General features: G+C 52.5%; 19 protein-coding genes. 5 read left to right on the forward strand and 14 right to left on the reverse strand.

Annotated elements, in window-relative coordinates; genetic code table 11:
* Nucleotides 1-94: 94 nt before the first annotated feature.
* Entirely contained in the window at nt 95-508 is a 414-nt protein-coding gene (locus EFB11_RS06055) for a cysteine-rich VLP domain-containing protein (RefSeq protein WP_032548360.1), read from the reverse strand.
* Nucleotides 509-888: 380 nt separating this feature from the next.
* Between EFB11_RS06055 and EFB11_RS06065 the strand changes: the two genes are divergently transcribed.
* The 4 genes from EFB11_RS06065 to abc-f all read left to right on the forward strand — a co-directional run bounded on the left by EFB11_RS06065 (nt 889) and on the right by abc-f (nt 4,600).
* The gene (locus tag EFB11_RS06065; protein ID WP_021391068.1) at nt 889-1,434 is read left to right on the forward strand and encodes an AAA family ATPase; all 546 of its coding nucleotides are present in this window, start codon (nt 889-891) and stop codon (nt 1,432-1,434) included.
* A gap of 37 nt (nt 1,435-1,471) precedes the next feature.
* Nucleotides 1,472-2,272, forward strand: coding sequence for a helix-turn-helix domain-containing protein (locus tag EFB11_RS06070; RefSeq protein ID WP_021391066.1), 801 nt, complete (start codon nt 1,472-1,474; stop codon nt 2,270-2,272).
* A 25-nt stretch (nt 2,273-2,297) separates the two neighbouring features.
* A complete protein-coding gene (locus tag EFB11_RS06075; protein WP_021391067.1) occupies nt 2,298-2,750 on the forward strand; it encodes a GNAT family N-acetyltransferase in 453 nt (150 codons plus the stop codon).
* A 374-nt stretch (nt 2,751-3,124) separates the two neighbouring features.
* Entirely contained in the window at nt 3,125-4,600 is a 1,476-nt protein-coding gene (gene abc-f, locus EFB11_RS06080) for a ribosomal protection-like ABC-F family protein (RefSeq protein WP_075876764.1), read from the forward strand.
* A gap of 71 nt (nt 4,601-4,671) precedes the next feature.
* On the opposite strand, the gene EFB11_RS06085 is transcribed toward abc-f, so the two are convergent.
* From EFB11_RS06085 to EFB11_RS06125, 8 genes are all read right to left on the reverse strand, one after another.
* Nucleotides 4,672-6,038 (reverse strand): IS3 family transposase gene (locus tag EFB11_RS06085; protein WP_122789290.1). Its coding sequence is split into 2 segments (ribosomal slippage): nt 4,672-5,537 and nt 5,537-6,038, totalling 1,368 coding nucleotides; the frame shifts between segments, so codons are not numbered across the junction.
* A gap of 704 nt (nt 6,039-6,742) precedes the next feature.
* Nucleotides 6,743-6,871 carry a helix-turn-helix domain-containing protein gene (locus EFB11_RS06095; RefSeq protein WP_122789381.1) on the reverse strand — a complete coding sequence of 43 codons (129 nt, stop codon included), beginning with the start codon at nt 6,869-6,871 and terminating at the stop codon, nt 6,743-6,745.
* Between the two features lie 127 nt (nt 6,872-6,998).
* Nucleotides 6,999-9,161 carry a Tex family protein gene (locus EFB11_RS06100; protein WP_122789382.1) on the reverse strand — a complete coding sequence of 721 codons (2,163 nt, stop codon included), beginning with the start codon at nt 9,159-9,161 and terminating at the stop codon, nt 6,999-7,001.
* A gap of 103 nt (nt 9,162-9,264) precedes the next feature.
* On the reverse strand, nt 9,265-10,752 hold the full coding sequence (locus EFB11_RS06105) for a Na+/H+ antiporter NhaC family protein (RefSeq protein ID WP_122789383.1): 1,488 nt from the start codon (nt 10,750-10,752) through the stop codon (nt 9,265-9,267).
* A gap of 136 nt (nt 10,753-10,888) precedes the next feature.
* Nucleotides 10,889-11,449, reverse strand: a complete 561-nt coding sequence (locus EFB11_RS06110) for a manganese efflux pump MntP (protein ID WP_122789384.1) — start codon at nt 11,447-11,449, stop codon at nt 10,889-10,891.
* Nucleotides 11,450-11,673: 224 nt separating this feature from the next.
* Nucleotides 11,674-12,177 carry a DNA-deoxyinosine glycosylase gene (locus EFB11_RS06115; protein ID WP_122789385.1) on the reverse strand — a complete coding sequence of 168 codons (504 nt, stop codon included), beginning with the start codon at nt 12,175-12,177 and terminating at the stop codon, nt 11,674-11,676.
* On the reverse strand, nt 12,177-13,214 hold the full coding sequence (mutY, locus tag EFB11_RS06120) for an A/G-specific adenine glycosylase (RefSeq protein WP_122789386.1): 1,038 nt from the start codon (nt 13,212-13,214) through the stop codon (nt 12,177-12,179). The genes EFB11_RS06115 and mutY overlap by 1 nt, the downstream gene beginning before the upstream one ends.
* The gene (locus EFB11_RS06125; protein WP_164706628.1) at nt 13,211-13,630 is read right to left on the reverse strand and encodes a PaaI family thioesterase; all 420 of its coding nucleotides are present in this window, start codon (nt 13,628-13,630) and stop codon (nt 13,211-13,213) included. Before EFB11_RS06125 ends, mutY begins: the two co-directional genes overlap by 4 nt.
* 187 nt (nt 13,631-13,817) lie before the next feature.
* Here EFB11_RS06125 and EFB11_RS06130 point away from each other — a divergent pair, with 187 nt between their 5' ends.
* The gene (locus tag EFB11_RS06130) at nt 13,818-14,663 is read left to right on the forward strand and encodes a LysM peptidoglycan-binding domain-containing protein (protein WP_122789388.1); all 846 of its coding nucleotides are present in this window, start codon (nt 13,818-13,820) and stop codon (nt 14,661-14,663) included.
* 73 nt (nt 14,664-14,736) lie between these two features.
* On the opposite strand, the gene EFB11_RS06135 is transcribed toward EFB11_RS06130, so the two are convergent.
* The 5 genes from EFB11_RS06135 to EFB11_RS06155 all read right to left on the reverse strand — a co-directional run bounded on the left by EFB11_RS06135 (nt 14,737) and on the right by EFB11_RS06155 (nt 16,946).
* Complete coding sequence (locus EFB11_RS06135) at nt 14,737-15,435, reverse strand: peptidoglycan recognition protein family protein (RefSeq protein WP_164706629.1); 699 nt, start codon at nt 15,433-15,435, stop codon at nt 14,737-14,739.
* On the reverse strand, nt 15,425-15,664 hold the full coding sequence (locus tag EFB11_RS06140) for a phage holin (protein WP_122789390.1): 240 nt from the start codon (nt 15,662-15,664) through the stop codon (nt 15,425-15,427). The genes EFB11_RS06135 and EFB11_RS06140 overlap by 11 nt, the downstream gene beginning before the upstream one ends.
* Before the next feature lie 4 nt (nt 15,665-15,668).
* Nucleotides 15,669-15,920 carry a hypothetical protein gene (locus tag EFB11_RS06145; protein WP_122789149.1) on the reverse strand — a complete coding sequence of 84 codons (252 nt, stop codon included), beginning with the start codon at nt 15,918-15,920 and terminating at the stop codon, nt 15,669-15,671.
* Nucleotides 15,921-15,965: 45 nt separating this feature from the next.
* Nucleotides 15,966-16,175: a hypothetical protein gene (locus EFB11_RS06150; RefSeq protein ID WP_122789391.1), complete on the reverse strand. Its 210-nt coding sequence runs from the start codon at nt 16,173-16,175 to the stop codon at nt 15,966-15,968.
* Between the two features lie 429 nt (nt 16,176-16,604).
* On the reverse strand, nt 16,605-16,946 hold the full coding sequence (locus EFB11_RS06155; RefSeq protein ID WP_122789392.1) for a hypothetical protein: 342 nt from the start codon (nt 16,944-16,946) through the stop codon (nt 16,605-16,607).
* Nucleotides 16,947-17,068 lie beyond the last annotated feature (122 nt).

Genomic DNA, 17,068 nt, shown 5'->3' on the forward strand with positions numbered 1-17,068 from the left:
GTTAGAAGCCCGTTTTCCGGGGCGGGCGATACTTTATACCACCTGCCCCGGTTTGGGGCTTGCAAAGCCTGATAAATCAAGGCTTTTTTCGCTCCTAACTGTCCACAGCAGACCTCCTTTTCCGTTCACTTTCTGTTTTCTGCCGCCTGTGAACTCTGGCGGCACAGCCGGGGCAGTATTTTGCCCGGTTGGATTTGGGGACGAACACACCGCCGCAGACCGCACAGCGTTTCAAGTCCTTATCCCGGAAAATTTCCGCTTCCAGCGTCCCGTCCAGCGGCAAGACCGCCCAGCGGAACCACTTACAGCAGACCGAGAAAGAAATCGTCTGCGGGCAGGTGCAGGTGTCCCCATCGTCAAGGGCAATGCAGTTGCCGTCCTCACAGCAACAGCACTCCCGGCGTATCAGGGCGCTTGCCCGTTTCCGCTGCGCCGGGGTCATGCGGTAAAGGGAACCGTCCGGCCTGCATTCCAGCGGCGGCAAGTCTTTGTAGGGATTATTTTTCATGCGTTCCCTCCGTTTTGCTTTCCGCTGCCGTTCTCCCCGAAAAGGCTTCCTGCCCCATTCCTGCGGCGTGTTCCGGCGTTGGCACGCTCACCATAACTTCGGGACAACTTGTCCCAAAGTGACCTCTGGACAAAGTGTCCAGAAGTCGGCTCCTTGCGGTGCTTCCCCAGCCGGGGGTATTCCTTTTCGGACGGTCATTCGGTTTTCAAGGTGCTGTCCATCGATGAACTAACCTAAGTCTACACCGAAATGACCGCCCGTCCCGTATATCCGAAAGGTGGGAAATCTGCCTGAAAATCCCCCCATTTCCACGCTCTCGGAATTGTGGTAGAATGGAAGAAACTGAACAGTAAATTTGAAGTTGTGGAGGTAACACATAGATGGATCAAGGTAGAATTATTGTAATCACAGGTTCGCCGGGGACGGGGAAAACTACAACGGCATCTACTGTTGCAAAAGAATCGGATTTGGAAAAATCTGTGCATATGCACACAGATGACTTTTATCATTATTTGAGTAAAGGGGCAATACCACCATATTTGCCAGAATCAAATGAGCAAAATTTGATTGTCATTGAAGCATTTTTAGAAGCCGCGAAGCGATATGCTCGTGGTGGATATGATGTAATTGTAGATGGTATTGTAGGACCGTGGTTTTTAGAGCCGTGGCTCAACATTGTTCAAGAGCATTATGAAGTACACTATATCGTTTTAAGAGCAAGTAAAGAAGAAACTATGAAGAGAGCTATCAAACGCTCAAAGTTAGACAGAGAAACAAATATTGAATTAGTTGAAACGATGTGGGAACAATTTTCCAATTTAGGAATCTATGAATCAAATGTTATTGATACAACTACGCACTCAGTCAAAGATACTGTATCAGCAGTAAAAGAAAAAATTGTAAGGGGTACTGCTTTACTGCTTTAGGCAATTCCAGTTTGTCGAGCAGACAAGGAGGGAGAACATGGAACTATCCATACAAGAACGCCTGAAAGACCTGCGTGTGGAGCGTGGCCTGACGCTGGAGCAGCTTGCGGAAGAAACCCATCTCTCCAAGTCTGCGTTAGGCAGCTATGAGGGGGACAAGTTCAAGGACATCAGCCACTATGCCCTTATCCAGCTGGCAAAGTTTTACGAAGTGTCCGTTGATTATCTGCTGTGCCGTTCTGAAACAAAAAATCACCCAAACGCCGATCTTGCAGACCTGCGTTTGAGTGATGATATGATTGAATTTTTGAAAAGCAGGCTGGTGGATAATGCCCTCCTGTGTGAACTGGCGACGCACCCGGATTTTCCCCGGCTCATGGCTGACCTTGAAATCTATGTAAACGGCATAGCGGCAAAGCAGGTACAGGGGGCAAACGCCATTGTGGACGCTGTGAGCGCAACTATTATGAAGCAGCACAATCCCGGTCTGACCGACCCGCAGTTAAGGCAGCTGATCGCCGCCCACATTGACGATGACAGCTTTTGCCGCCATGTGATACAGCAGGATATAAACAAGATAGCCCTTGACCTGCGGAAAGCCCACAAGGACGATTTTTTCAGTGTCCCGGAGGACAATCCTCTGGAAGATTTCTTGCAGACCGCCGAAGAAGCCGCCAGCCCAAACAGCGACCCGGAACAGGCTGCGATGGCCTTTATCTGCAAGCGGCTCAAACTGAACTATGGGAAGCTGTCGGAGGAGGAAAAGAAATGGCTGAAAAGGATTGCACAGAAGTCGGACTTGCTGAAAAATCCAAACCCGCAGCGGGGAAGAAAATGAGAAATTAGATATGCAAAAAGGAAAAATGAGATTCATTGAAGTAGAAACCAAAAACAGGACGGCGGATTTCATAAATCGGCTGCTGACGGTATGGGAAAGTTCTGTAAGAGCGACACACCTGTTTCTGTCGGACAGTGAAATCAAAAAGATAAAAGAATATGTACCGCAGGCGCTCGCTGGAATTGCGCATTTGATGATCGCAGAAGATGATAGGGGCTGCCCCGGGGCTTTTATGGGGATCAAGGACGGCACCTTGGAAATGCTGTTCATTTCCCCGGAAGAAAGAGGAAAGGGGCTCGGAAAGCGCCTGCTCCAATATGGGATTAAAACCTATGCCGTAGAGCGGGTGGCTGTGAATGAGCAAAACCCACAGGCCAAGGGCTTTTATGAACACATGGGCTTTCAGGTTTATAAAAGGACAGACCTTGACGAACAGGGCAATCCTTATCCGCTTTTATACATGAGCCTTAACATCTAAATCGGATTTTACGAAATCTCATATCCCGCAGAGAAGCAAAAACAGAAAGTACCCTGCCTTATACTCATTATCATCATTGCCCTTTTCCTTGACTTGCTTGTGTCTTTGTGATACACTAACATACATAAAATTAGAGGTGAGGTGGAAAGATGATTAACTTTTCTTGCAAATAAATTGGAATATACAGTGATACTGTGTTTTACAGTACCATTGTACCCATTGCAAGAAAGTTAAAAGTCTATTCACTCGATATATCGTAGGCGTATCACTCTTGATAGGAGTGGTACTATTATGCTGTGACGAGCTGCAAGAATTGACTTTCTTGCAGCTCTTATTTTATGTTCTTTATCCCCGGAATAAAGGAGGAATGCGATATGTCGATGATCCGAGTCGAGAACCTTACCTTTGCCTATCCATCCAGCTATGATAACATTTTTGAAAATGTCAATTTTCAAATTGATACAGATTGGAAACTTGGGTTTGTTGGAAGAAACGGTAGAGGGAAAACAACTTTTCTAAATCTCTTGCTTGGAAAGTATGAATACCACGGGAAAATACAAGCCTCTGTGCAATTTGATTACTTTCCATATCCTGTGAACAACAAAAACAGATTAACTACGGATATTCTCTCGGAAGTCTGCCCGCTGGCGGAAGAGTGGGAGCTGTTGAGAGAACTATCCTATCTGGAAGTCCGTGATGATGTACTTTGGAGGCCATTTTTTACGCTTTCCAATGGAGAGCAGACCAAGGTGCTGCTTGCCGCTCTATTTCTGAATGATGGACACTTTTTACTGATTGATGAACCGACAAACCATTTGGATATGAAAGCCAGAGAAACCGTTTCAGCATACCTGAAACGGAAAAAGGGATTTATCTTAGTCTCTCATGATCGCTGTTTTTTAGATGGCTGTGTTGACCATATCCTGTCGATCAATCGGTCAAACATCGAAGTGCAAAGTGGAAATTTTTCTACTTGGTTCACCAACTTCCAGCGTCAACAAGAATTTGAACTCTCTCAAAATGTGAAGCTGAAAAAAAGCATTGATAATATGCAAAAGGCCGCTAAAAGAACTTCTGTCTGGTCAGACCGAATTGAAGCGTCAAAATATGGGAACGGCCCGGTTGACCGAGGGTATATTGGTCACAAATCTGCCAAAATGATGAAACGCTCAAAGGCTATCGAAGTGCGGCAGCAACGGGCAATCGAGGAAAAGTCCGGCCTTCTCAAAAATTTGGAAACCGTAGAAGATTTGAAAATAGCTCCGCTTCTCTATTTTTCAGATACCTTAGTGACTTTCTCTGATGTTGTACCGATTTTTGACGGTAAAAATGTCTGCCAGCCAATCTCGTTTACAGTAAAACAGGGAGAACGCATTGCCCTTGATGGAAAAAATGGTTCTGGGAAAACGAGCCTTCTAAAGCTACTGGTCGGGCAACAAATAGAACATCGTGGGACAGTTGCAATAGGTTCTGGCATGATATTGTCCTATGTACCTCAAGATACTTCTATGCTGAACGGTTCGTTATCAGAGTTCGCGGAAGCCAATCGTGTTGATGAAAGTTTGTTTAAGGCAATCTTACGGAAAATGGATTTTTCACGAATACAGTTTGAAAAGAAAATGGAAGATTTTTCAGCGGGACAAAAGAAAAAAGTGTTGATAGCAAAAAGCCTTTGTGAACAAGCACATCTGTATGTGTGGGATGAACCTCTTAACTATATTGACATCTATTCTCGAATGCAAATTGAAAATCTGATTAGGGAATTTTCTCCTACAATGATCTTCGTAGAACATGATCTTGCATTCAGAAATAACATGGCGACAAAAAGCATTTGCCTGGCTGCCGAATAGCAAGATCAGCCGAGCCAGTCAACGATCAAGATGAACGGGCCGTGAAGTGCTCCCCAAAAGTTGGACAAAAGTTATGCGGCAAAGCCATTTTGAATTCTGTATTGGACAGGACTTAACCCATTCAATTTTTCTTTGATTCGGTTATGGTTATAGTATTCAAGATAAGCGATCAGTTCCTGGCAGAACTCGTCTAATGATTGGAACGTCCGCAGGTATAGCAGTTCCGATTTTAACAGTCCGAAGAAGTTTTCCATAACCGCATTGTCCAGACAGTTTCCCTTTCTGGACATACTTTGCCGAATGCCTTTTTCTAACAGTCTTTTTTGATACCTGACGTTCTGATATTGCCAGCCCTGATCCGAATGAAGGATCAGCCCGCTGCTGTCCGGGAGCCGGGAGAATGCTTTATCCAGCATCTCATCCACCTGGCGGTAATTAGCCCGTTCACTGATGGCATAGCTGATGATCTCACCATTATACAGGTCAAGCACAGGAGAAAGATAAAGTTTGTTTCCAAACAGGGAAAACTCAGTCACATCAGTTACCCATTTCTGATTCGGCCTTTCCGCATGGAAATCTCTAGCCAGTAGATTTGGTGCAATCTTGCCGACTTCTCCACGGTAAGAACGATACTTTTTCATTCGTACCATACATTTTAGGCCTGACTCCTTCATCAGCTTTTGTACCGTCTTGTGGTTCAGACAAAAGCCTCTGTTGCGTAATTCCATACCAATCCGCCGATACCCGTACCGGCCTTGATTCTCCTGATAAATTGCTATGATTTCCGCCCTTTCTTTTGCGTATTTATCCACAGCATTGGCTTTCCGGGAATGATAGTAGTATGTACTTCGGGGAATGCCGGCCAGTTTAAGTAATGCTGCCAGAGGATAATCACGCCTTAATTCTGTAACAGCAGCCACAACATCGCTTATTCGGGTTCTTCCCGCTTCTGAATTAAGGCGTTTAATTTTTTTAGGTAATCATTCTCCATTCTCAACCGGTAATTTTCTTCTGACAGCCGCTTGTTTTCCTGTTGCAGCTCCGACTGTTCCTGCTTCTTTTGTCGTTTTTCGCTACCTTTTGTCGCCTGCTTTTTCATAAGTCCCCGTGCACCTTCCTTTTGGAATTTCTTCTCCCACCGGCACACTGTTACAACATCAAGGCAAAAGTGCATAGCTGTCTGTGTACAGGATAAGTGATGTTCCTGCTTGTATTGTAACACTTTTAGGCGAAACTCGCCATCAAAGCCTTTTTGTCGGCCAACCAGATTTCTGCTTAGAAGTCCTTTTGCACCATGCAGCTTATACAAGTTTACCCATTTTTCAATCGGCGTACAGGATACGCAAAATTTCTCGGATGCCTCTTTGCGTGTATGCCCTTCCAGTACATACTGAACAACTGCTAATTTTAATTCCTCACTGAACAATTCTTTTCCCATAGATTTCTGCACCCCTTTCGTTGACTTTCTTGTCCAACTTTTGGGGTGCAGTTCACATTTCATGCGCCGCCGTTGACAGCCCCGCCCGTCTTTGCAAAAGGTAATCAAGGCGGGAAAGCCACAAAATGGCTTCCCGCCCATTTCAATTTTGCAAGGGAGAACGCTCCCAAATTAAAAAAAGTGCGGCCAAGCACTTTGAGGGATTGGCCGCCTTGTCTGCCCGTTCAGCGGGACGGAGGGCGGCGGTCAAGGCCGGGTATAAAACCGTTCATTTCAGCCTTGACGGTTGCCCGCTGTCCTGCTACTTTTCCGGGAGTGTGGCCACAGCTTCGGGACATTTTGTCCACAAGTCGGAGCGTAGGACGAGGGACGGGGCTTTCATATACCTGCCGCCGTTCTCTGAAACCAGCCCGATTTTTTGTTCATTCCCATTCACAAAAATTCAGCCTGTTTTCCTGCCGGAGCAAACGGGGCGCAAAAAGCACCGCACCCCGTTTCCCCCGTCAGCCACGCCAGCAGGTATAACACACTACACTTTGCTTCGCAAAGTCGTGTGCCAAATGGGGGCTTTGCCCCCTTTGGAAACCCCCACAAGAAAAGGCGGTACGCTCCCCCTCCACGGGGCGCATACCGCCTTTTCTTGTTATCCAGCCCTCCGGCTGTATCGGTTGAGCAAAAGTCAGCATGGGATTGGTGTGGTATCTTTAATTATGTGAAACTCCCGACTCCCATTTGCTGACCGACTGGCGCGATACCCCCAGCCGTTCGGCAAGTTGTTCCTGGGTCAGGCTGTCCCGTGCCCGTAGGTATTGTAAATTTTCTGGAAATGCCATCGTGTCCACCTCACTTTATTTTTTCTGTTCTCAGGATAGCATGGACAGGCGGTCTACGGCTATCATGTTTGTGTTGCATTTGCCGAAACCCATGTAAACTTTGGGTTGCATCGGACGAAACCGGGTATTATTCGCCCTTTTCGGCCTGTTTGATGGACAGCGAAATACGGCCGGTCTTGGCGTCGGCCGACAGCACGCGCACGCGCACCGCATCCCCGACTGTGACCACTTCGGACGGATGACGGACAAATTTATTCGACAGTTCGGACACATGCACCAGCCCATCCTGGTGGACACCGATGTCCACGAACGCGCCAAAGTCGGTCACGTTGCGCACCGTGCCGTTTAGGTCCATGCCCGGCTTTAAGTCCTTGACGTCCAGGATGTCCGAGCGCAGCACCGGCTGCGGCAGTTCGTCACGGATGTCCCGTCCGGGCTTTTGCAGCTCGGCGGCAATGTCCTGCAAGGTCGGCACACCCACCCCGCAGCGGGCCGCAGCTTCGGCGGCGCCAAAGGTTTGCAGGCGGGCCGCGAGTTCGCCCACCTGCCCGCGGGCGGCGTCGGCTTCGGTATAGCCGCACAGCATCAGCAAGGTGCGCGCGGCTTCATACGATTCCGGGTGCACGGCGGTGCGGTCGAGCAGTTCATCGCTGCCCGGCACGCGCAGAAAACCGGCGCACTGCTCATAGGCCTTGGGTCCCAGGCCCTTGACTTTGAGCAGTTGTTTGCGGTTTTGGAAGCTGCCATTTTGTTCGCGGTAGGCCGTGATGTTCTTGGATACCGTCTTGCTCACACCAGCCACCCGGCTAAGCAGCGCGGGCGATGCCGTGTTGAGGTCCACACCCACCGAACTAACGCAGTCCTCGACCACGCCGTCCAGTGTTTCGCCCAGTCTGGCCTGCGGCATGTCGTGCTGATACTGGCCCACACCGATCGACTTGGGGTCGATTTTAACCAGTTCGGCCAGCGGGTCCTGCAAGCGCCGGGCAATCGACACCGCCGAGCGCAGCGACACATCGAAGTCCGGAAATTCTTCGGCGCCCAGCTTGGATGCCGAATAGACCGACGCCCCGGCTTCGGACACGACCATATACTGCACCCCGCCGCCATATTCGCGGATGAAATCGGCCACAAAAATCTCGGATTCCTTGGACGCGGTCCCGTTGCCGATGGCAATGCACGTAACCCCATGAGTTTTGCACAACCTGTGCATAACCTTTTTGGATTCTTCGATCTTCTTGTGCGGTGGCGTGGGATAAATGACCGCGGTTTCGAGCACCTTGCCGGTCGGGTCGACGACGGCCAGCTTGCAGCCGGTGCGGTACGCCGGGTCAAAGCCCAGCATGACCCGGCCACGGACGGGCGGCTGCAAGAGCAGCGGCCGCAGATTGAGCGCAAAGGTATGGATGGCCTGCTCATTGGCGCGGTCGGTCAGGTCGCTGCGAATCTCCCGCTCGAGCGAGGGGAAAATCAGCCGGGCATAGCTGTCCTCACACACGGCGCGCAGCTCGTCCGCATAGGCGCTCTTGGGATGGACCAGCGCCCGCCGCAGGATGACCAGCGCTTCGTCCCCATCGCCGGTGAGCGTGACCTTGAGTTTGCCTTCCTTCTCGCCGCGGCCGATGGCCAAAATGCGGTGGCTCTGCATGCGCCGCACCGGCTCGGAAAAGTCATGGTACATGGTATAGACCGTGTCGGTTTCGTCGGTGCCTACCGTGTGCAGTACCCCAGTGCGCATGAGCAGCGCGCGCAGACGGCCGCGCACCGCAGCATCGTCGCTCAGTTCCTCGGCCAGGATGTCCCGCGCCCCGGCCAGTGCATCATCGGCGCTCTCCACGCCCTTGTCCGGCTGCACGAACGGCTGGGCCGCTTCCAGCGCCGGCACGGCCTTGCCATGGGTATCGCGCAGCAGGGCGGCCAGCGGTTCCAGCCCCTTTTCCCGTGCGATCGACGCGCGGGTGCGCCGCTTGGGGCGATAAGGACGGTAAATGTCCTCGATTTCGGCCAAGGTGGCCGCGCCAGCCAGCGCTTGCTCGAGCGCAGGCGTCAGCTTGTCCTGCGCGGCAATCGCTTCGCGTACTTCAGCGCGGCGCGCATCCAGATTGCGCAGATATTGCAGCCGGTCGGCCAGCTCACGGATGGTCTGGTCGTCCATGGTGCCGTGCATCTCCTTGCGGTACCGCGCGATAAAGGGCACGGTATTGCCTTCGTCCAGGAGTTTGACGACGTTTTCGACATAATTTTCCCGTTGTCCCAGCTCTTTTGCCAGGGTTTTGATAATCTGATCCATAGGGGTTCTCCTTCCATGCGTGGTTTCATTATACGGCACATGCACCCGGTTGGCAACGCAAAAAAAACAGCACGGATTGTCGTCCGTGCCGTTTTCAAAGGATTTACTTTTTCGCCTTTTGTTTTTTGGTCATCACGACCGCAAACACAAACAGGAGTACCGCACCGGTCGCCAGACCCAGCCAGCCGTTCTGCGTGACGCCTGCCACGATATAGCCGACAAAGCTCATCGCCGCAACGCTCATCGCATAGGGAATCTGGGTAGATACATGGTCGAGGTGCTTGCACTGTGCGCCCGCAGACGCCAGAATGGTGGTATCCGAAATGGGCGAAATGTGGTCGCCGCAAACCGCGCCTGCCAGGCAAGCCGCCACGGTGATCGCCAGCATGTTGCCTGTGCCAAAGATGGAGAACGCAACCGGAATCAGGATACCGAACGTACCCCACGAGGTGCCGGTCGCAAACGCAATGCCGAGCGCCACCACAAAGAAGATGGCGGGCATAAACATCAGCAGGCCGGTGTTGCCGGTGCCAATATGGTGCGCGACAAAGCCGCGCAGATCGAGATATTCCTCCGAGCAGATGCCCGACAGCGTCCAGGCAAAGGTCAAAATAAAGATCGCCGGAACCATGGCCTTAAAGCCTTCGGTGAACGATTCACAGAACTGACCAAAGCTCAAAATGCCGCGCGGCACATACATCAGGAAGGTAAATACCAGCGTTGCAAACGAACCGAGCACCAGCGCATCGGCTGCCGTACAGTCGGCAAAGGCATCGATGGGGTTCTTGCCTGCAAAGCCGCCGCCGTTATAGAACATAGCCAGCACGCATACGGCAATCAGGAACAAGATCGGGATGAGCAGGTCTTTGACCTGGCCGCGGCCGACAATAACGGTCGCTTCCTCGCCGTTGGAGTCGATCTTGCCGCTTTCGCGCACCTTCTGGTTATACTTGTCCATCGCGAAGAAATCGATATCGGCCGCCGACACCCAAATGAGGAAAGCCAGCGTCAGCAGGGCATACAGATTAAACGGGATGGTCTGCAAAAACAGCGAAAAGCCGTTGATGCCCGCGTCCTCGGGCAGCGAGGACGAAACCGCAGCCGCCCACGAGGAGATCGGCGCAATGATGCACACCGGCGCTGCGGTCGCATCGATGATATACGCTAATTTTGCACGGGTGATCTTCTGCCGGTCGGTGATCGGGCGCATGACCGTGCCAACGGTCAGGCAGTTGAAGTAGTCATCCACAAAAATCAACGCGCCCAGCGCCGAAGTTGCAAAGGACGCACCGCGCCGGTATTTGATGTGCCGGGTAGCCCATTCACCGTAGGCGCGCGAGGCACCCGATTTGGTGATGAGAGACACCAAAATGCCCAGCATAACCAAAAATAAAATGATACTCATGTTGCCGGAAACCTTTTCGCTCATGATCGAAAACGTCGTTTCGGTCGCTGCGAGCGGATGCAGGCCGGTGAACATAAGCGCGCCGACAAAAATACCAATGAACAGAGAAGAATACACTTCTCTTGTCAGCAGGGCCAGCGCGATGGCGATGACAGGCGGCAGAACCGCCCAAAAAGTACCGCTCATGGTTGTTCTCCTTTTTTCCCCTGAAATTGCGAACCCGTTCAGAATTCGTAAAGAAATTTTACATCATTTGCGGCACAAGTGCAAGTCTATCCGGGCAATTTCCGTCCTTTTCCGGCAATTTTTTCAAAATTTGGCCTCAAAAAATCCCCAGATGTTCCAGCAATATACGCAGACCCATCAGCACCAGAATGGCGCCGCCTGCAATCTCGGCACGCGCGGCATATTTTTCCCCAAATACCGAGCCAATACGCACACCAGCAGCCGAAAGCACAAACGTCGTCACGCCAATTTCGAGCACTGCCGTCCAGATGTTGACATGCAAAAATGCAAACGTCACGCCAATGGCCAGCGCATCGATGGCCGTGGCAATGGCGAGCGGCAGCATGCGGCTGGGTGCATACGAACTGTCCGCCGCTTCTTCTTCGCCGCCCACCGCTTCGCGAATCATATTGCCGCCAATAAGCGCCAGCAGCACAAAGGCGATCCAGTGGTCGATGGCCTGGATATACCCGGCAAACTGGGTGCCCAAAAAGCAGCCGATGAGCGGCATGAGCATCTGGAACCCACCGAACCACAGGCCGCAGATGAGCGACTGCCGCGCCTGGTAGCGCGGCGTGGCCAGACCCTTGCTGACCGATACCGCAAACGCATCCATCGACAGCCCGACGGCGATTGCAAAAATGCCCCAAAATCCCATGTTGTTCTTCCTCCATCCTTGGTTCTTATCATGGATTTCGTCCTCTTACTCTATGCGTTTTGACCACAAAAAAAGACGCATGTATAGCATTTCTGCCATACATGCGTCTCGTTCATTAAGACCCGCCAGGCGGCCGAAGCCAGACCAGTATGTTGACGGATCACGCAAATCCTGCGTGTACTACTCCCGCATGAGTACGTTTATCATACCGTACCCTATTCGGGTTAGTCAACCGAAACAACCTCGCCAATCACCCGGTACGCTTCCAGCAACCGGTCAAACGACCAGGCGGCATTGGCCGGGCTGGTCGAGGGCAATTTGCCCGCCGGGATGCCAGTCGACGGCTGACACAGCTTGGTATACCACTTGTGCGACACTGCACCAGTACAGAACACCGCACGAATTTTGGTTTTGGGCAGCAGCGCCGCGATGTCGTTTGCCACCGGGTTGCGGATGGCGGCATCGGATGCGCCGCGAATCTCACACGAAGCCAAGGTGTCCCACAAGGCAATATGATGCCGCAGCGCCAGCGCGCGTTTTTCTTCGATCGTCTGCGGCGCCGGTTCGCCGAACACAGCGGCCAGCACCGGCCAAAACCGATTTTGCGGATGACCGTAAAAGAAATTCACTTCCCGCGACTTGGGACTTGGAATGGACCCCAAAATCAGCACCCGGCTCTCGGCGTCATACAGCGGACCAAACGGATGCACCACACGTTCGTATTCCATCAGGCATCCTCCAATCCGTCCAGAAAGGCCCGAAAGGCCGAGGGCAGCGCATATTCCCCGCGCAGCCGCGCAGGCGTCACCCACGTGAGTCCTTCGCCCGCGGTCGCCAGGTCGATATCATAGCCGGTCATGTGCCATTCGACATGGCTGAATACATGCTTAGCCGGCCGGAGGGACAGCATTTCCCGCACCTGAAACCCATCCTGTTCCAGTTTTTCGCGGGTCTGTGCCGGGGATAGTTTGCCTTCGTAGGCCGGAAATTCCCACAGCCCGGCCAGCAGGCCGCGCGCCGGACGGCGGCGCAGGCCCACCCGGTCGCCATCGTGCAGCACGAGGACCGTACGTTCTTCGATGCGCCGCGCCTTTTTGGGCGTGCGCGCGGGCAGCATAGCGGCTGACCCTTGGGCATACCCTTCACACCAGGGCAGGCAGGGACAGTCGGCGCATTTGGGCGCGCCGTTTGGCAAACAAATCGTGGCGCCCAATTCCATGAGCGCCTGATTAAAGGTGCCGCTCTGCCCTTCGGGCAGGACGGCACGGACGGTTTCGGTCATCTCCCGCTTGACGCGGGTATCGTCGATGGGCCGGGCGTCATTGGTCAGCCGCGCAGTCACACGCAGGACATTGCCGTCCACCGCCGGGACGGGCAGGCCAAAGGCGATCGAGCCGACCGCCCCGGCGGTATAGTCGCCCACGCCGGGCAAGGCGCGCAACGCAGCATAATCGGCCGGAAACTGGCCGTCGTACTGTTCGCAGACCACGCGCGCGGCTTTGTGCAGGTTGCGGGCGCGGCTGTAATAGCCAAGTCCTTCCCAAAGTTTGAGCAGCTTTTCTTCGGGCAGGGCGGCCAGGTCGCGTACGGTCGGGCAGGCATCCAAAAACCGTTCATAATAAGGAATAACGGCTTCGACCCGTGTTTGCTGGAGCATGATCTCGCTGAGCCAGACATGGTAGGCATCCTGATCGCGCCGCCAGGGCAGGCGGCGCTGATGCACTTCATACCAGTCGAGCAAAGGCTGGACAAAGCCTGAGGTCATGTAGTTTCTCCCATCTCTTGTCCGGTGAAGAACATGGTAAATTGTCCGTTGGCGATCAGCCGGTCACCCTGATAAACATCCACACTGTATACCGCTGTGGTTTTACCATATTTCAGTTCGGTGGTTTTGGCGGTCAGGCCTTCCTCGTTGTGGCCCGGACGCATGTAGCTCATGGAGCTGGACAGGGTGACCGCAAGCCGTCCGCGCGCTGCCGCCGCCGTACCGGCTGCCACATCGCACAGTGTATAGATCGCACCGCCGTGGAATTTGCCCATGGGATTGAGCACTTCCGGCCGCGCGGGTAAGTAAACTTCTGCATAACCGTCCGACAAGGACAAAATCGTCAGTCCATGGAGCTCATGATACAGGTTGCCCCATTCACGATTATCTCTCAGATGCTGCAAAATATCTGCCATAAATTTCTTTCTCCCCTCATTCGGGCGTAAAAAACGCCTTCCGTCAATTATTCTAATCATAGCACGAACACACGGTCTTGCAAAGCCGCATTCTTCAAAATTTTTGCACAAATGCAAACTTAGTCTTTTGGATTGTCACATCTTTCCGGCCCGCGGCATATCCTGCAAAGTGAAAGGTGGTTTGTGTATGACGATCCATGTGGTAAAACCTGGCGATACCGTGTATTCCATTGCCCGGATGCACGACGTTCCCATGCGGCGCATTGTTGTGGACAATGGTTTGCAGGAACCGGCGCGTTTGACGCCCGGCCAAACCTTGGTCATCCTAAAGCCCAAACGGGTCTATACCGTACAGGCTGGGGATACCCTGGGCAACATCGCCAGCCGCACCGGTGTCACGGTGTTTCAGCTCTGGCAGAACAATCCACAGCTTGGCGGCAACGACCGCATCTATCCGGGGCAACAGCTTGTGATCGAATATGACGGCGTGAAAAAAGGGGTATTTGCCGTCAAAGGCTATGCGTATCCCAACATCGATCGCGCCATCCTGCGAAAAACGCTGCCCTATTTAACGTACTTAGCCGTCTTTTCCTTTGGCGTGCAGCCAGATGGCAGCCTGGTTTACATCGATGATCGCGGCCTGCCCGAAGCGGCGCGGGAATTTGGCGCCGTCCCCTTGATGGTGTTGACCACGCTGGCCGAAGATGGTTCGTTCTCCGGCGAACGGGCCAGCCAGTTTCTGAACAACCCAGATGCACAGGAAAAACTCATCGACAATCTGATCGACTGCCTGCAAAAGCGTGGATACGGCGGAGTGGATGTCGATTTTGAATTCATTCCCCCGGCCGACCGCGAGCGGTATGCAGCGTTTTTATCCAACCTGACCACCCGGTTAAATGCGGTTGGATTGACGGTCATGGCGGCACTGGCGGCCAAAACCTCGGCCGCGCAAAAGGGGCTGCTGCATGAAGCGCATGATTATGCACTCATCGGCCAGGCAGTCAACGACGTCTTATTGATGACTTACGAATAAGTCATTGTATTTTATATACGATTATCATTGAAAGGCGTAAACAAAATGCCCCAGCATTGGCTGGGGCATTTTCTTATTTACAAATATTCTGCATCAGTTCCGGCAGTTTCTCAATTTTCCCGCCGAGCAGCCGGTCCATGTAGACAAGCGGCTGCAAGCTGCACTCCTGCACCTCGATCTCGCCTTTTTCATCCTTGGCGATGTACCCGGACTGTACCAGTCGGGTAAAGGTACCCTGCGCCCAGGTGGGCATCTCGGGCACATACTTATAAACTTTCATTTTCTCCTCCGGTTCTGCGGCCAGCGCCGCTTTGAAATCGTCCCACAAACTGGGCTGATCGACAAACGGGCCGGGGCAGTATTTTCCGGTTACGTCGTGGTGCATCAGCACATGATCCAACGGGACGTCGTATTTCTGCATCAGCTCACGCACCAGTTTCACCGCGCGTTCGATCGTGCCGCGTCGCAGCACATAGCCCTTGCCGGTCAGGCACATCTCCACGCCGATGCTGTTCGAATTCCGGCAATACGGATGCACATAGCTTTTTGCACCTACATGCCATGCCTGCCGGTCCGGCGGCACGCTGTTCCAAACCTCGTTTTCGTCCACGAAATAATGGGCGCTGGCTTTCACCACTTCCCGCGCAAAATAATCGGCATTGTTCTTCGCCGTGTCGCCCTGGTTGCTGGTCCAGTGTACGACAATGTACTGAACATTTTTCAGCGTCCCGCCGTAGTTCCCAGGGTTGCAGGCTTTGCTTTTAATCTCCAAACTGCCCCTCCTTCCGCGCCTGATCGGCGGCGATGGCTGCCCTCGTGAAGCTATTGTTCTTCCACCAGGCGGCGACTGCGGCTGCAACCGTCCAAGCCGTGGAAACCAGCGTTTCGATCTGGCCGTCCTCGATCGGCAGCACGGCAATGCCGCACACGCTCAAAATCTGGTTGATCAGCGCCAGCGCCAGGATGATCGTCCGTGCCAGCGTTCCTTTGGTAATGTTCATGGCCTCATTCCTCCTGTTCCAAGTCCTTGATTCGATGGTTGATGACTTTTATCTGCTCCTCGACCACCGGCATCCGCCGGGCGAAGTTGTTGTGCTCGCGCACCTCGCGGGTCAAAGCCTCTAATTTGGCGTCCGTGACCGCCTGCGCGGTACGGATGGCTTCATCCGTGCGATTCCCGGCCGCCCGGTTGGACAGAATCACGCCGATCAGCGCCAGACCTCCGGTGATAAGGGATACAATAATTTCAGTTTGCATGGATTCAATGGGGCGGGAAAGCCCGCCCCGTCACCCCCTTTCCCCTTACAGGCCCAGCAGGTCCTTGTCCTTGACGCTCAGCGGCAGGCCACAGTACTGTTTGTACTCGGCACGCGCCTTGCCATCATATTTCAGGCCGCAGCGCTTATCAAAGATGTCCAGCCCGACATTCACGTCATATTTGCGCTTTTCGTCGTTCTTTCCGGCGCAGATGGCTTTGATTTCCTCGTGATTCTGGATGTAGATGTTTTTCATAATTTTGTCCTTTCCGGCCTTGTGGCCTTAAAATTTATTTGGTACTTACTCCCGCAAATCTGCGGAAAATGAACCTCAAAAGGGTAAGAAAAAAGCCCTGCCTTGACATAGGCAGAGCAAACACGATATAATATCAATACAAAGGGGCGCTGTCGGCAGGCGGCTGACCCTATATAGAAGTTATGGAATAACCGCTACATTTTGGTCGATGGGGCGGTTATTTCGCGTTTATGGAAAGTATGTAGAGCCAAAAGACCATGCATACGAAGAAACGAAATAGTTTCATTCTCACAAACGATCACCCCCTCTCTCGAAGGAGTGGTCAACCGCCCGCCGCTGGGAACGACAGCGCCCGTCTTATTCTATCACGCTGCGCTGCCCGATATCAAGTTGTCCTGCCGCCCTCAAGGGGCGGCTTTTTTATTGCTGCTATTTGTATAGAAAGAAATATTTGCTGCTGTTCGTTGTACTTTTGATGATTTTTGTGTCCGCGTAATAAAGACAATACGCGTTAAAACTAACGCTTTCCGAATCTCCAAGTTTTCTCACTAACGGAGCATATGCCGCATTACCACCTGCCCGCAATAAAAGGTTTTCTTGAATGAAAATGATGTAGTAGCCGCCACTATCATATGGGCCAGCAATCACCGAATAATCTTTTACCGACATACCCTCTTCCGGCAGAGCTGTATTATAGATCAGTTGTCCATCCCCTGGTTTGGGTAAACCGGAGCTGCCGCCGCCCCGTCGCGTGATCAGGCAGTTACCCATGAAGGTCACCGCCTTCCGTGTGTTTTTTACACGCAGGACGCACTAAAACCTTGGATTTTAGTACCCCCCCCCCGAAAATTTTCACATTTTTCATGTTTTTATCTCCTTATTACTGACCTATC

Source organism: Intestinibacillus sp. Marseille-P6563, assembly GCF_900604335.1.
Lineage (GTDB): Bacteria > Bacillota > Clostridia > Oscillospirales > Butyricicoccaceae > Butyricicoccus_B.